This is a genomic window from Mycobacterium sp. 012931 (assembly GCF_000419295.1).
Lineage (GTDB): Bacteria > Actinomycetota > Actinomycetes > Mycobacteriales > Mycobacteriaceae > Mycobacterium > Mycobacterium marinum.
Genome location: NZ_AOPX01000001.1, coordinates 2731728 through 2747184 on the forward strand (window position 1 = coordinate 2731728; position 15457 = coordinate 2747184).

The 15457-nt window shown below is 66.4% G+C and carries 11 protein-coding genes and 1 pseudogene; 8 read left to right on the top strand and 4 right to left on the bottom strand.

Annotated features, from left to right (window positions below; all coding sequences use genetic code 11):
- The first annotated feature begins 101 nt into the window (after window positions 1-101).
- Genes ddaH through MMSP_RS12115 form a run of 4 tightly spaced genes read left to right on the top strand, consistent with a single transcriptional unit; the run spans window position 102 to window position 4586 of the window.
- Entirely contained in the window at window positions 102-977 is an 876-nt protein-coding gene (gene ddaH / locus MMSP_RS12100) for a dimethylargininase (protein ID WP_020786822.1), read from the top strand.
- Entirely contained in the window at window positions 974-2218 is a 1245-nt protein-coding gene (rocD, locus tag MMSP_RS12105) for an ornithine--oxo-acid transaminase (RefSeq protein ID WP_020786823.1), read from the top strand. The genes ddaH and rocD overlap by 4 nt, the downstream gene beginning before the upstream one ends.
- A gap of 29 nt (window positions 2219-2247) precedes the next feature.
- Window positions 2248-3717 (top strand): amino acid permease, encoded by a 1470-nt coding sequence (locus MMSP_RS12110; protein WP_036426455.1) that lies wholly within the window; start codon window positions 2248-2250, stop codon window positions 3715-3717.
- Window positions 3714-4586: a universal stress protein gene (locus tag MMSP_RS12115; protein ID WP_020786825.1), complete on the top strand. Its 873-nt coding sequence runs from the start codon at window positions 3714-3716 to the stop codon at window positions 4584-4586. Before MMSP_RS12110 ends, MMSP_RS12115 begins: the two co-directional genes overlap by 4 nt.
- A gap of 30 nt (window positions 4587-4616) precedes the next feature.
- On the opposite strand, the gene MMSP_RS12120 is transcribed toward MMSP_RS12115, so the two are convergent.
- The 3 genes from MMSP_RS12120 to MMSP_RS12130 are packed head-to-tail and all read right to left on the bottom strand — an operon-like array spanning window position 4617 to window position 7640.
- On the bottom strand, window positions 4617-5945 hold the full coding sequence (locus MMSP_RS12120; protein ID WP_012395243.1) for a sugar ABC transporter substrate-binding protein: 1329 nt from the start codon (window positions 5943-5945) through the stop codon (window positions 4617-4619).
- Window positions 5942-6781, bottom strand: a complete 840-nt coding sequence (locus MMSP_RS12125; protein WP_015356431.1) for a carbohydrate ABC transporter permease — start codon at window positions 6779-6781, stop codon at window positions 5942-5944. Before MMSP_RS12125 ends, MMSP_RS12120 begins: the two co-directional genes overlap by 4 nt.
- A complete protein-coding gene (locus tag MMSP_RS12130) occupies window positions 6768-7640 on the bottom strand; it encodes a carbohydrate ABC transporter permease (RefSeq protein ID WP_020786827.1) in 873 nt (290 codons plus the stop codon). The genes MMSP_RS12125 and MMSP_RS12130 overlap by 14 nt, the downstream gene beginning before the upstream one ends.
- Window positions 7641-7674: 34 nt before the next feature.
- Here MMSP_RS12130 and MMSP_RS12135 point away from each other — a divergent pair, with 34 nt between their 5' ends.
- The 4 genes from MMSP_RS12135 to MMSP_RS12150 are packed head-to-tail and all read left to right on the top strand — an operon-like array spanning window position 7675 to window position 12125.
- Window positions 7675-9192 carry a TldD/PmbA family protein gene (locus MMSP_RS12135; protein WP_020786828.1) on the top strand — a complete coding sequence of 506 codons (1518 nt, stop codon included), beginning with the start codon at window positions 7675-7677 and terminating at the stop codon, window positions 9190-9192.
- Entirely contained in the window at window positions 9189-10562 is a 1374-nt protein-coding gene (locus tag MMSP_RS12140; RefSeq protein ID WP_020786829.1) for a TldD/PmbA family protein, read from the top strand. Before MMSP_RS12135 ends, MMSP_RS12140 begins: the two co-directional genes overlap by 4 nt.
- Window positions 10563-10602: 40 nt before the next feature.
- A complete protein-coding gene (locus MMSP_RS12145; protein WP_015356427.1) occupies window positions 10603-11457 on the top strand; it encodes a carboxymuconolactone decarboxylase family protein in 855 nt (284 codons plus the stop codon).
- A complete protein-coding gene (locus MMSP_RS12150; protein ID WP_235065733.1) occupies window positions 11454-12125 on the top strand; it encodes a hypothetical protein in 672 nt (223 codons plus the stop codon). The genes MMSP_RS12145 and MMSP_RS12150 overlap by 4 nt, the downstream gene beginning before the upstream one ends.
- Before the next feature lie 400 nt (window positions 12126-12525).
- Here MMSP_RS12150 and MMSP_RS12155 read toward each other — a convergent pair.
- Window positions 12526-15305: pseudogene (locus MMSP_RS12155) on the bottom strand (cation-translocating P-type ATPase).
- Window positions 15306-15457: the final 152 nt, after the last annotated feature.

Consider the following 15457-nt stretch of genomic DNA (forward strand, 5'->3'; position numbering starts at 1 on the left):
GCAACAGATCGCTATACATGGGAATCTAGCGCAACATATTGATGGTCGACGCGCAATGATCATCGTTTGATTGTGCAAGAAAGGGCAAATATCTTTGTTTCATGACGGATTACTATGTCGCTGCGGCGGGCACACCGGCGGGCGCGCCGGCACGGCAAGAGTCCAGCAAGCGCACCCGGGCGGCCAGCCCGCGGCGCTATGCCATGACCCCCCCATCGTTTTTCGCGGTCGAATATGCGATCAACCCGTGGATGGACACCACGACGCCGGTTGACGCGGGGGTCGCGCTCGCAGAGTGGGAGCAACTGCGCCAGACCTATCTGGGGCTGGGCCACCAGGTGGAGTTGGTCGAGCCCGAGCCCGGGCTGCCGGGCATGGTGTACGCCGCCAACGGCGGGTTCATCGGAAACGACATCGCAATCGTCGCCAAGTTCCGGTTCGCCGAGCGGGCCGGTGAGTCCAAGGCCTACGCCCGCTGGATGTCGGCCATGGGATATCGGCCGGTGTCGACTCGGCATGTCAACGAAGGTCAGGGGGACCTGCTGCGGGTCGGCGAAATGGTGTTGGCGGGATATGGCTTTCGCACCGATCCGCGCTCGCACGCCGAAATCGCGGCCGCACTGCGCATGCCGGTGATCTCGCTCGAGCTCGTCGATCCTCGTTTCTATCACCTGGATACGGTGCTGGCTGTTCTGGACGACCACACCATCGCGTATTACCCGCCGGCCTTCAGTGCGGCGGCACGCGACCAGCTGCAGGCGCTGTTTCCCGACGCGATCCTGGTGAGCAGTGCAGACGCCTACGCCTTCGGCCTCAATGCCGTGTCGGATGGGTGCAACGTCGTAATACCCGCTGCGGCGACAGGTTTTGCGCTGCAGCTTAGTGAGGCCGGTTTCGAGCCGATCGGCGTCGATTTGTCCGAGCTGCTCAAGGGCGGCGGTTCCGTGAAGTGCTGCACATTGGAGGTACATCCATGACGATTCTCGACGCTCCGGTTTCGGTGGAGGTCGATGAAACCGGCGACGCGATTGCGTTGGTCGAAAAGCATGCCGCGCACAATTACTCGCCGCTGCCGGTGGTGGCGGCCAGTGCCGAGGGTGCCTGGATCACCGATGTCGAGGGCCGGCGTTACCTGGATTGTCTGTCTGCGTACTCCGCGGTCAATTTCGGGCACTGCAATCCCGAGATCATCGCAACGGCGCATGCCCAACTCGACACCGTGACGCTGGTGAGTCGCGCCTTTCACTCCGACCGCCTCGGGCCGTTCTGCGCGGCGCTGTCCGAGCTGTGCGGCAAAGACATGGTGTTGCCGATGAACTCGGGTGCCGAGGCCGTGGAGAGCGGCCTGAAGGTTGCCCGCAAATGGGGAGCCGACGTCAAAGGCGTTCCCGAGGGCCAGGCCAACATCGTCGTGGCGGACAACAATTTTCATGGGCGCACCATCAGCATTGTGAGTTTCTCGTCCGATCCCGTTGCCCGTGGTGGATTCGGGCCGTTCACGCCGGGTTTTCGTTCGGTGCCGTTCGGCGATTCCACCGCACTGGCGCGGGCGATCGATGAGAACACCGTTGCGGTGCTGCTCGAGCCGATCCAAGGGGAGGCGGGCATCGTCGTTCCACCGGATGACTATCTGCCCGACGTTCGTGCGCTGTGCTCGGAGCACAACGTGCTGATGATCGCCGACGAAATCCAGTCCGGACTGGGCCGCACGGGTTACACCTTCGCTTGTGACTATTGGGATGTGGTGCCCGATGTGTTCTTGCTGGGCAAGGCGCTTGGCGGTGGGGTGGTTCCGCTGTCGGCGGTGGTCGCCGACCGTGATGTCCTCGGGGTGCTCAATCCCGGCGAACACGGCTCGACATTCGGCGGCAACCCGTTGGCCGCGGCGATCGGTACCACGGTGGTCTCGATGCTGGAGCGCGGTGAATTCCAATCCCGTTCGGCCGAGCTGGGGGCCCGGTTGCACGCGCGGCTGGGTGCGCTGATCGGTGAGGGTGTGCTCGAGGTGCGGGACCTTGGCCTGTGGGCCGGTGTCGACGTCGACCCGGCGTTGGCCACCGGCAAGGAGATCAGTTTACGCCTCGCCGATCGCGGTGTGTTGGTCAAGGATACCCACGGCTCCACGCTGCGGTTTGCGCCGCCGCTGGTGATTACTGCCCAGGAAATCGACTGGGCTGTTCGGCAGTTCGCTGCGGTATTGCGGGAAGCAGGCTCATAATCAGCCTGACCCCGCAACAGGAGGCGCAATTGCCGGCCACTTCGATCAGGCTAAGAGAACAGATGCTGCGGCGCCGCCCGGTGGGCGGCGCCCCTGTCGCAGAAGGTGCGGCAGGCAGCCTAAAACGGAGTTTCGGCACCTTCGAGCTGACCATGTTCGGAGTCGGCTCGACGGTGGGTACCGGAATCTTCTTCGTGCTGGCGGAGGCGGTGCCGGAAGCGGGGCCCGCCGTCATCGTCTCGTTCATCATCGCTGGTGTCGCGGCCGGTCTTGCCGCCATCTGCTATGCCGAACTGGCATCGGTGGTGCCCGTTTCCGGTTCGTCGTACTCGTATGCGTATGCCACCCTGGGGGAGGCGGTCGCCATGGGGGTGGCGTCATGCCTGCTGCTGGAATACGGCGTGGCCACCGCCGCCGTCGCGGTGGGCTGGAGCGGCTATGTAAACAAGCTGTTACACAACGTGTTCGGATTCCAATTACCCCAAGCGTTGTCCGAGGCGCCCTGGGATGAGCGGCCGGGTGAAGCGGCCGGCTATCTCAACCTGCCGGCGATCATCCTGATCGGACTCTGCGCATTGCTGTTGATTCGGGGAGTCAGCGAATCGGCCAAGGTCAACGCGATCATGGTGTTGATCAAACTCGGCGTGCTGGGCATGTTCGTGATCCTTGCGCTCACCGCCTACGACACCAACCACTTGAAGGACTTCGCTCCCTTCGGTGTTGCCGGTGTCGGCGCTGCCGCGGGCACCATCTTCTTCTCGTTCATCGGCCTCGACGCGGTGTCTACCGCCGGTGAGGAGGTGCGGAATCCGCAGCAGAGCGTGCCACGCGCGCTGATCGCCGCGCTGTTCGTGGTCACCGGGGTCTATGTGCTGGTTGCGTTCGCCGCGTTGGGAACCCAGCCGTGGCAGATGTTCGCCGGCCAGGAGGAGGCCGGGCTGGCGACGATTCTCGACAACGTCACGCACAGCGCATGGGCCAGCACCGTTTTGGCGATGGGTGCGGTGATCTCGATTTTCACCGTCACATTGGTCACGATGTATGGCCAGACGCGCATTCTGTTCGCGATGGGCCGCGATGGTCTGCTTCCGGCCCGGTTCGCGGCCGTGCATCCGCGCTTCCAGACTCCGGTGAGCAACACGGTGGTCGTGGCCATCGCGGCGGCAGTGCTGGCGGCGCTGGTGCCGCTGAACCGGCTCGCCGACATGGTGTCCATCGGCACGCTGACAGCTTTCATCGTGGTATCGGTCGGTGTGATCATCCTGCGGGTGCGCGAGCCGGCCCTGCCGCGCGGCTTTTGGGTACCGGGCTATCCCGTGACCCCGATCCTTTCGATACTGGCCTGCGGCTACCTGCTGTACAGCCTGCATTGGTACACCTGGATCGCGTTTGGCGGTTGGGTCGGGATCGCGCTAATTTTCTACCTGTTCTGGGGGCGGCACCACAGTAGGCTCAATGCCCCCGCGTTGCATGACAATCCGACCGGGGAGGAACGGTGACCGTCGTCGTCGGCTATCTGGCCGGCCGGGTGGGTCCCTCGGCGTTGCATCTAGCCGTTCGGGCCGCGCGGACATTGGACACCTCGCTGACGGTGGCGACCATCCTGACCAAGCCGTGGCTGACGCCCCCGCTAGCCAAGGGCGACTATTCGGAGTGGGCCGAGCAGGTCGCCGAAGACTCGGAGAAGGAGGCGCACCGGTATCTGCGCACCGTGGCAACCGGGATCGAGGTCAGTTACTGCCATCGTGAGCACCGGTCGGTGTCGGGTGGATTGATCGAGGTGGTCGAGGAACTCGATGCCCAGATGCTGATCCTGGGTTCCTTTCCGAACGGGCGAAGGGCCCGGGTGCTGATCGGCTCGACCGCCGACTGGGTGTTGCATTCCTCGCCGGTGCTGGTGGCCATCAGTCCCCGGCAGTACCACTCCCGCACCGACCGGCTGACCAGGATCACCTGCGGTTACGCCGCGACCACCGACTCGGTCGAGGTGGTGCGTCGCTGCGCCGAGCTGGCCAGGCAGTACGGGGTTCCGCTGCGGGTCATCACCTTTGCGGTCCGCGGCCGAACCATGTATCCGCCCGAGGTGGGGCTGCATGCGGAGGCATTGGTATTGGAGGCTTGGGCCGAGCAAGCGCGCGGAATGCTGGAAATGCTGCAGAAGGACGGCATCGTCGAGGAAGACGCTGTGCTCGAGGTGATCACGGGCAACGGTTGGCAGCATGCGCTGGATGCGGCGGACTGGGAAGACGGCGAGATCCTGGCGGTGGGCACCTCACCGCGCGGCGACATCGCCAGAGTTTTCCTGGGTTCCAACAGCGGCAAGATCATTCGGCACAGTCCGGTGCCGGTGCTGGTGTTACCCGGCTAGTCTCAGACCGGCCGCGTCGGTTTGTTCCAACTACCGCCGTGCGGCGGCGTTGGCCGCCGCCTGCGCCTCGCGCAGAATTGTCGCGACTTGGCCACGGCCGAGGAACATCTCATCGAAATAGGGCTTGAGCGCATCGTTGCCGGCGGCGAACCCCGCGCCCCCCGGTGCGGGAATGCGTGACCCGGACAGCACCGCGAAAAACGGTTCAACGTTGACGCCCTTGGCTTCCCAGAAGGCGAAGTAGGAGGGCTGGGCGGACCGCACCGCGGGAATGGCAACACCGTCGCGGCCCAGATACTCGTTGCCGGCGCTGCTCCCCATCCAGGCCAGCACCTGACGCACGGCGTCTGGATGCTGGGACGCGGAATTTCCGGCAGCGGCAATACCGTTGGTGACGCTGACCCGGCCCGCGGGGCCGATCGGCAGCATCGCCACCCCCCAGCGGAAGGTGGCATCGCGGGCCACCGGAGCCAGACTGTAGGTGCCGGACTGGAACAGCGCCATCCGGCCGGCCAGGAATTGGTTGCGGGAAAAGTCACCGTTGTCGTTGGTGTCTGAGGCGGGCGGCGCGACGTGATCGTTGTTGATCAGGCCGACGAGATAGCGGAACGCATCGATGGCGGGTGGATTGTCGAAGGCAAACTCGTTGTCGCGCATGAACACGCCGCCGGCCGAGCCGATGTAGTTGAGGTAGATGGCCTGCGGGTCGTTAGCGGCGTTGTATCCCCACTGGCGGACTCGCCCGGGGTCGAAACCCGGGGTGCCGCCAACATGCCCGTCGGCGTCGACGGTGAGCCTGGCCAGCAGTGCACGCAGCGTGTCGTCGGGACCGGGACTCCACCGCAGGCCGTCCAGCTCGGCCGGATCCACGCCCGCCGCGGCCAGGAGATCCGCGTTGTAGAACACCGCAATCCCGGCGTCGGTCAGCTGCGGCACTCCCCACAACACACCGTTGCGGGTGAACTGGTCGACCACCGCCGGCTCCCACTCGCCGGGATCGACGGCCGTGTCAATCTTCATCAACCGGCCGCTATCGGCGTAGGCGGCCAGGTAGGCGTTGGACAGCCAGAAGATGTCGTCAGCGCTGCCGCCGGCCACATCGGTGCGCAGCGTATCGAAATAGGTCGAAAAGGAGACCAGATTCGTGTGCACTTCGATATTGGGATGGGTGCGGCTGAACGCCGCAAAGGACTGTTGATATGCCGCGGCGATCGGCGCCGCCCACAGCCGGACCGTGACCACGATCTTGCCGCCGGGGGGTGCGTCGATGCGGTCCAGCGCCACCGCGGTGACGCCCAACAATGCCGCGATGAGCGTGACTGCCACAGCGACCAGGGTGGAAAAGCGGGGCCGACTCACTTGAGCCCCGACACCACGATTGACGAGACGATGTGGCGCTGCGCGGCGACGAACAGCACGATCAGCGGAACGATCGCAACCGTCGTCGCCGCCATCACCAGCGTCCACTGGGCGTTGAACCGGGACTGCAGATCAGCCGTGGCCACCGTGAGCACCCGCCACTTGTGGCCGCTGGTGATCACCAACGGCCACATGAAGTTGTTCCATTGCGAGACCACCGTGATCAGCGTCATGGCGGCCAGGACCGGGCGGCTGGACGGAATCACCACGTGTACCAGGACATCCAGGGTGTTGGCTCCGTCCAGGCGTGCGGCGTTGATCATGTCGTTGGGGATGATGCGGAAATGCTCACGCAGCAAGAAGATCGCGTACGGCGACCCGAACAGGAAGGGCAGCACCAAGGCCCAGAAGGTGTTGCGCAAACCCAGCTGGGCCATCATCAGATACAGCGGCACCACGGTGACCGTCGCCGGCACCATCAGGGTCGCGATGTAGACCCAGAACAACCCATCGCGTCCGGGAAACTCCAACCGGGCGAAGGCGTAGGCGGCCAACACCGAAAAGGTCATCTGGCCCAGCAGGATCACCGTCGTCATCAGGGCGGTCACCAGCGCCGCCCGGCCGAACCCGGCACCGCCCAAGTCGGCGTAATTGGCCAACGTCGGTGGGTGGGGTAACTGTAGCGGCGTACCCGTGGCGAATTGATGTGCGGAGGTGAACGAGGTGAGCAGTCCCAGCGCAAAGGGCAGCAGCGTGATCAGCGCGCCGAGCACCAGCCCGGCGTAGATCACCCTGGTGGGCACTCGGCGGGACAGGCGGCGGCTAAGTGAGGTCATAGCTGATCCGCCGCCGAAAATACATGTGCTGAACAAAGGTGACGCCGATGAGAATGACGAACAGCACCACGGCCATCACCGACGCCCGTCCGATGGCCGCCGAACCAAATGCCTCGGCATAGATTTGGTGCGCCACCAGCTCGGTGCTGCCCTCCGGGCCTCCGCCGGTGAGCGCGTAGACGATATCGAAAATTTGTGCGGCGCTCACGATTCCGGTGACCAAGACGAAGAACGTGGTCGGGCGCAGCATCGGCAGCGTGATGCGCCAGAACCGCTGCCAGGCATTGGCGCCGTCGGTGCGTGCCGCCGCGTGGATATCGTCCGGGATGGCCAGCAGGCCCGCGAGGAAGGACAGCGAGACGTAGCCGACGTTGGTCCAGATGACCACCGCGGCAACCACCGGTAGGGCGAGGTCGGGATCGGTGAGCCATTCGATGCGGCGCCCGAGCAAGGTGCTGATGGCGCCGTCGGTGGGCGCCAGAATCCAGCGCCACATCACCGCGATCGCCAGCGGCGCACAGATCCAGGGCAACACATAGAGGGTGCGGAAAAAGTTGGTGCCCGGCAGCCGGCGGGTCAGCATCATCGCCGCGAGCAAGCCCAACACCGTCTGGGCTGGCACCACGATTGCCACGAAGATGGCGGTGACCACCAACGAGTTACCGAAGTCGCCGTCGCGCAGCACCGAATGCCAGTTGGCCAGCCCGACGTAGCGCAGCGGTCCCAGCAGGTCCCAGCGGTACAGACTCAGCCAGATCACCACCAGGATGGGCAGCAACAGGAAGGCGAGAACCCCGAACAGGCTGGGTGCCAGCAGGGCATAGGCCAACGCGGTGGTTCGGCGTGGCGTGGCGCGCATGGGAGTATTAAAGCGTGATCGTTACGGTGGAGTCGTGACACCGAACCGGGGAATCGATGCCGAATTCCTGGACCTGCCGCGCCTTGCACTGGCCGACGCTGCGCTCTCGGCGGCCACCGCGGCTGGGGCCAGCTACGCCGACCTGCGTATTCAGCGCATCGGCACCGAAATCATCCACCTGCGCGACGGGGAGCTAGAGACCGCGATCCTCAGTCGTGAGCTTGGCTTCGCGGTCCGGGTGATCGTCAACGGCACCTGGGGATTCGCCTCGCACGCCGAATTGTCGGCGTCGGCCGCGGCCGACACGGCACGGCGGGCGGTGCGAGTGGCCACCACGCTGGCGGCGCTGAACACCGAGCGGGTCGAACTCGCACCCGAACCGGTGTACACCGACGCCGTATGGGTCTCCAACTATCAGATCGACCCGTTCAGCTTGCCGGCCAGCGAGAAGATCGCGGTGCTGGAGGACTACTCGGGGCGATTGTTGAGCGCTGACGGTGTCGATCACGCATCGGCGAGCCTCAACGCGGTCAAGGAACAGACCTTTTATGCCGACACCTACGGGTCGTCGATCACACAGCAGCGGGTGCGGTTGCACCCGTCGCTCGAGGCGGTGACCGTCGACTCCGGGGCGGGCATTTTCGATTCCATGCGCACCCTGGCGCCACCGACGGCGCGCGGTTGGGAAGTGGTCGCCGGCGACGAGATCTGGAACTGGACCGACGAGCTGGCCGAGCTGCCGTCGCTGTTGGCCGAGAAGACCAAGGCGCCCAGCGTGACTGCGGGACCCACGGATCTGGTGATCGACCCAACCAATCTGTGGTTGACGATCCACGAATCCATTGGCCACGCCACCGAATACGATCGGGCCATCGGTTACGAAGCCGCCTATGCCGGCACCTCGTTCGCCACCCCGGACAAGCTCGGGAGCATGCGCTACGGTTCACCGGTCATGAACGTGACCGCCGATCGCACCGTCGAATTCGGCTTGGCCAGCATCGGTTACGACGACGAAGGGGTGGCGTCACAGAGTTGGGATCTGGTGCGCGACGGGGTGTTCGTCGGATACCAACTGGACCGGGTGTTCGCCCCGCGGCTGGGCCAGCCGCGCTCCAACGGCTGCTCCTACGCCGACTCGCCACATCACGTCCCGATCCAGCGGATGGCCAATGTGTCACTGCAACCCGGAGCCGAGGACCTGAGCACGGCCGATCTGATCGGCCGCGTCGAAGACGGGATTTACATCGTCGGAGACAAGTCCTGGTCGATTGACATGCAGCGCTACAACTTCCAGTTCACCGGCCAGCGGTTCTTCCGCATCCGGGATGGCCGCCTGGACGGTCAGCTACGCGATATCGCCTATCAGGCCACTACCACCGAATTCTGGAATTCCATGGAGGCGGTGGGCGGCCCGTCGACCTGGCGGCTGGGCGGTGCGATCAACTGCGGCAAGGCCCAGCCCGGTCAGGTTGCCCCGGTCAGTCACGGCTGTCCGTCGGCCCTGTTCCGTGGCGTCAACATACTCAACACCCGTACCGAGGGCGGACGATGATCACTGCGCAGCACGTCGTCAACATCGTGTTGGACGAGGCGGCACAGCGTGGCCGCGCCGACGAGACCATGGTGCTCGTCGTCGACAAAACCGAGGCCACGCTGCGCTGGGCGAACAATTCGATGACCACCAACGGCCTGTCGACCCAGCGGCACATCACGGTGATTTCGATTGTGCGCCAGGGCGATAGCGCCTTCGTCGGCGCGGTGGTATCCGGCGAGGTAGACCCGTCGGCGCTGCCCGGTCTGGTGGCGGCATCGCAGGACGCGGCGTGTTCGGCCCCCGAGGCCGGCGATGTCGCACCGTTGCTGGCCGATGCCGGGGTGTCGGTGGACTGGGATGCGCCGGTAGCCGGCACCGGTCCCGAAGTGTTCGCCGACGTCGCCGCCTCGCTCAGCCGGGAGTTCCGGGGCGCCGACCGGCTGTACGGCTACGCCCACCACAGCGTTTCGACGACATTTCTGGCGTCATCGACGGGCCTGCGGCGGCGCTATACCCAGCCGGCCGGAGCGGTGGAGATCAACCTCAAACACGGCGATGCCAGCGCATGGGCGGGCGTCGGGACACCCAACTTCGTCAACGTGCCCACCGACCTGCTGCTCGAGCAGCTGTCGATCAGACTGGGCTGGGCCCAGCGCCGGGTCGAGCTACCCGCGGGGCGCTACGAGACGATCATGCCGCCGTCCACGGTGGCCGACATGATGCTCTATCTGGCGTGGTCCATGGCCGGCCGCGGCGCACAGGAGGGCCGTACCGCGCTGTCCGCGCCGGGCGGCGGCACGCGAGTGGGGGAGCGGCTCACCGACCTGCCGCTGACCCTGTTCTCCGATCCGATGGCGCCGGGGTTGGCGTGTGCCCCGTTCGTCGCGGTGAGCAACTCCACCGAGACGGTCTCGGTGTTCGACAACGGTATGGCCATCGATCAGGTGGACTGGGTCCGCAACGGGGCGATCAACGCGCTGGCCTATCCACGAGCCACGGCCGCCAAGTTCGACGCTCCGGTGGCCGTTGCGGCCGACAACCTGCTGATGACGGGTGGCTCTAACGATCTGGCCGACATGATCGCGAGCACCGAACGCGGCCTGTTGCTGACCACGCTGTGGTACATTCGCGAGGTCGACCCCACCACACTGCTGCTCACCGGGCTGACCCGAGACGGCGTGTACCTGGTCGAAGACGGCGAGGTGACCGCGGCGGTCAACAACTTCCGTTTCAACGAAAGCCCGCTTGACCTGCTTCGACGGGCCACCGAAGCCGGGGTCAGCGAGGTGACGCTGCCGCGGGAATGGTCCGACTGGGCTACCCGCACGGCGATGCCGTCACTGCGGATTCCGGACTTTCACATGTCGTCGGTCAGTCAGGCGCAGTAAGTGATTGCTGTGGGTGATGGCGCGCTCTAGCGTGTGATGGATGGCGGCTGCGGCTCCAGTCGGTGATGTGCTGGCCCGACTGGTTGTGGTGTCCCCGGGCGACGGTCGTATCGCGGGGCTGGTTCGGCAGGTCTGTGCGCGCACGCTCGGGCTGCCCGCGTTGCCCGCGGAGGTCGTCGTTGCCGAACCCCAGTCAGCAGCCGAGGCCGTTGTCGCGGAGTTCGCCGAACAATTCAGCGCGGACGTTTCTTCGATCAGCGCCGAACAACGGTCTCGATTGTTCAAGCAGCTGGGCGACTCCACATTGGGTGCCGTCGCATCGATCTTCATCGCCGACTTCGTGCCGCGGGTGCGGGCCGGGCTGCAAGCACTGGGGGTGGGCCGGGACTATCTGGGCTGGGTGGGGGCGCCCATCGAGTGGGATCACAGCACCGATCCGTCCCAGGTGGTGTTCAACGAATTTCTGCCCGCAGTGGCCCGGATGCGCGCCCTGGACCCGGTGATCTCCGAGCTGGTGCGGCTGCGCGGTGCGGCCCAGCACAACTGTCGGCTGTGTAAATCACTGCGGGAGAGCACCGCGCTGGACGCGGGTGGTTCCGAGCCGCTTTATGGCGAGATCGAGGGTTTCGAGCATTCTGTTGTGCTCGATGACCGCGCAAAAGCAGCGCTGAGGTATACCGATACGTTAATTTGGACCCCTGCGCACCTCGCCGTCGACGATGCCGCCGAGGTGCGCTCCCGGTTCTCCGAGGCGGAGGCCATCGAGCTGACTCTTGACATCATGCGTAATACCAGCAACAAGATCGCTGTGTCGCTGGGTGCCGATGCGCCCAGGGTCGAACGGGGCACCGAGCGTTATCGCATCGGTGCGGATGGTCAGACGGTGTTCAGTTGACGGGTGTGGCTAGCGGCCGCGGGCGACGGGTCATCGCGGCGAAGGCGGTTGTCGCCATCTTCGTGGGGGTGGCGTCGGCGTGCGGGCTGGCGGGCTGTTTTGGATCCGGCGGAAGGTCGGCGGCACCGAGGTTGCCCACCGGGGGCAACGAAGAATCACGGCTACCCCCGATCTATCCGGGCACGACGGTGTCGATTCCGCCGACGACCACCTCCGCGGGTCCGGCCAGCGGCATTCCGGGGGACGGCACCTTTCGGGTGGGAGTGGACATCAAGGCCGGCACCTATCGCTCGGCGGGTGGCGACTCCTGCTATTGGGAACGGCTGAGGGGGGTCGGCGGAACCCTCGACGAGGTCATCGCCAACGGCGCCGGTACCGGTCCCCAAGTGGTCCAGATCAGGCCGAGCGATGCGGCCTTCAAGACCCAACATTGTCCACCCTGGACCCTGGATTCGAGCGCCACCACGACCACGACCACGACAACCACCACGACGTCGACCACGCCCGTGACGTTGCCGGAAGGCGCCCAAGCCTGCCCGAACGTGTCCGGGCCCGCGGGCGGATTCGCCCAGTCGGCCGCGGGAACGCCGGCGACCTCCTGTCCCTTCGCCGAGCAGGTTCGGCTCGCCTACGGAGCCGGCGCCCCCGCCGGTGCCGCACCTCGATAGGTGGAGGTGGTCAGCCCGGTGACCGGTCAGTCCTACTCGATGACCTGCACCGCCAACGGGCCGCTGGTGACGTGCAGCGGCGGTGACGGCGCCATCGTCTACCTGTACTAGCGCCATCGCGGTGCGGCCCGCGGGCGGTGCCGTTCACCTTCTCGCCAGCTCTCATTCGCCTGCCGTATGTGTGTGGATTATGTTGTAGCACTGGAATGTTCGCTTGTGTCATGGCGCCGAGTCGACGTAGGTTTGGGGCGCTATGCAGGACATGGCAAGGGAGCAAAGTGACCATGGCCGGTCACCCTGATGTTGAGCGTCCCGCGAGCCCGAAGGGGGTCGCCACCGGGGAAGGCGGGATTCGTCTCTTCGACGGCCGCAGATGGACGGTCGAAAGCCCGCACGAAACTCACGACATCACCGTGTGCATCCGCGGCATGCAGTACGCGGACGGGCGCGTCGTGTCCCGAGTAGCGGTCGGCGGGCTGCTACCTGACCAGCCCCTCACGGCACACCGGGCTCGCGGGTTGGCGCGGGCATTGATCGCAGCAGCCGACGCCGCGGACGGCCCCGATGCGGTCAGCCCAAACCTATAGCGGGATAGACCGTTTGGCGGTATTCCGGCCCGCCGCCGCCGTGACCGTACCCGCTTATCCAATGCGTCGACGGCGAGCAGGATCGGCATGGAGGCCAGCGCGACGGCCCAGCCCCACAGCGGCGGGTTCCACTGGCCGAGCAGCCTCGCCACGGGTGGCACCCACATCACGATGAGCGAGAAGGCCAGCTCGATGAGCACCGCCGGCACCAAGAGCCGGTTGGTGAACCAACCGAGCGATCCAGGCCAGCGCGAGGAGGACCGGCAGGCGAAGACGTTCGCCGTCTGAGCCAGGACCACCGTCATGAACGCCGCGCCCGATGCCGCGGCCAGGTGCGCGCCGGTGGGAAACGGATCACCAACGCGCCAGCCCAGCGCCATCAGCGACACCAGGAAAGCCGTGAGGGTGAGGACGGCTTCGAGGGGCCCCAGCAGCCCGAAGGCCCGGCGCAACACGGTGCGATTCATCAGCCGGCCATGCACCGGCGGTCCGTCGAGCAGGTGCTTGGCGGGCGGCTCGGCACCCAGCGCAACCGCGGACAAAGTGTCGGTGCCCAGGTCGAGCGCCAGAATCTGCAGCACGCCCAGAGCCAGCGGAAACAGGCCGCCGGACAGCGCCCAGACCAGAAACGGCGCGAGTTCGGCGACATTGTCGGTCAGGTGGTAGGTCAGAAATCGCCGGATATTGACGAAGGTGGCGCGGCCCTGCTCAATGCCGGCCACGATGCCGGCGAAGGAGTCGTCGAGCAACACCAGGTCGGCGGCCTCGCGGGCGACGTCGGTGCCGGATTCGCCCATGGCCACGCCGATGTCGGCTTCATGCAGTGCGGGGGCGTCGTTGACCCCGTCCCCGGTCATCGCCACCACGTGGCCCCTGGAACGAAGGGCCCGGGCGATGCGCAGTTTGTCCTCCGGGGAGACCCGGGCGATGACGATGCCGTCGTGGTCGAGCAGCGCCGCCAGGTGTTGTTCGTCGGTGGGCAAGTCCGTCCCCGACAGCACCGGCGCGTCGGGGGAGCGCAGACCCACCTCGTTGGCGATGGCCGTGGCCGTGGCCGGATGATCGCCGGTGACCATCGCCACCTTCACGCCGGCCCCCCGACAGGCCCGCAGCGAGTCGCCGATGCCCTCTCGCGGGGGATCTTCCAACGCCACCAAGCCCAGCAGCCGCAGCCCCCGGTCGCACTCTTCGAGGTTGCGGGGGGTACGGCCGTCGCGTGGGGCCGCCGCGACGGCGAGCACCCGCAGCCCCCGGCCGGTGAACGTCTCCACCTCTTGCCGGGCTGCCGGGTTGTCGCCGCAGTGCGGGAGCACGCTGTCGGGTGCTCCCTTGACCAGAATCTGGTCCGCCGCGACCACGGCCAGCGGCGCAGTCGGGGATCGAAGGGCAAGCGCAGCGCCACGGAGCTGGTGCGACGGTCGTTGACGGTGTCGATGCCCACCCGGCGGGCCAAGGTGTCCAACGCCGCTTCCATCGGATCCCCGTGGGCGCGCCACCGTCCGTCGACCTCTTCGGCGTACCCGGTGGAACAGCGCTGGGCCGCCACGGCCAGTTCGCGCACCGGATCCGCTGCGCCGGGAGACGACCACGCCAGCTGCGTCGTTGGACCATAGCCGGCGCCCTCGACGCCCAGCGCGCCCGCCGGGGTCCAGGCCTGCACGACGGTCATCTGGTTGCGGGTCAGGGTGCCGGTCTTGTCGGTGCAGATGAACGTCGTCGAGCCCAGCGTCTCGACGGCCTCGAGGTTGCGGACCAGGATCTGACGTTTGGCTATCTGTTCGGATCCCCAGGCCAGCGACAGGGTGACGGTGGGCAGCAGCGCCTCGGGGACCAGGGCCACCGTGACACCGATGGCGAACACGAAGGCCTGTTGGGTCGGGTTGCCCACCAGCACCGAGACGAGCAGGAAGATCGCGCCGACGCTGACCGCGATCGCCGCGGTCAGGCGCACCACGCCGCGCAGGCCGCGGGTCAGCGGGGTGTCGGGTTTGGTGGTCGAGGTCGTCAGCCGGGCAATCCCGGCCAGGCGGGTGTGCTGGCCGATCGCGGTGACCCGTGCGCACGTGTCACCCTCGACCACGAACGTGCCCGCGAACAGCGGTTCACCGCTGGCCACGCCGCTGGCCTCGCTTTCACCGGTGAGCATCGAGGAGTCGACAAGCAACCGGTTCTCGGTGAGCACCACGGCGTCGGCCGGCACACGGTCGCCGCTTTCCAGCAGCGCGATGTCGTCGACCACCACATCCTCGGCGTCGATCACCTGCCGGCGGCCATCACGCCAGACCGTGATCCGCGTCGGCAGCATCTGTTGAAGCCGGTCGGCGGCCCGATCGGCGCGGGCCTGCTGGATCAGGGCGAAGACGCCATTGAGCACGATCACGGCAACGATCGCGATGCTCAATTCGGGGAGATCGGCGAAGAAAGCGAGCACCGCCGCGGCCCACAGCAACAAGGCGAAGAAATGTGTCAGCTCCCCGATCAGGCGCCGGCCCACCGAGGGCCGTTTGGCGGCCGGCAGCCGGTTGGCGCCATCGTGGGCGAGCTGTTCGCGGGCTTGTGCGGTGCTCAGCCCGGGTGGCAGGACGTCGGCCATCGCCCCTCCTCTCAACCGGTGCCGGGCCCGGCGCCGAGGGCGCGCGGTGCCCCGTGCTCGGACCCACCGCTGTCACCAGCCGAAATGCTATATCCGGCGCGGTCGTTGGGCAGCGGAGAAGTCCACCGAAGCGGTGGCCTTACCCGACGCCT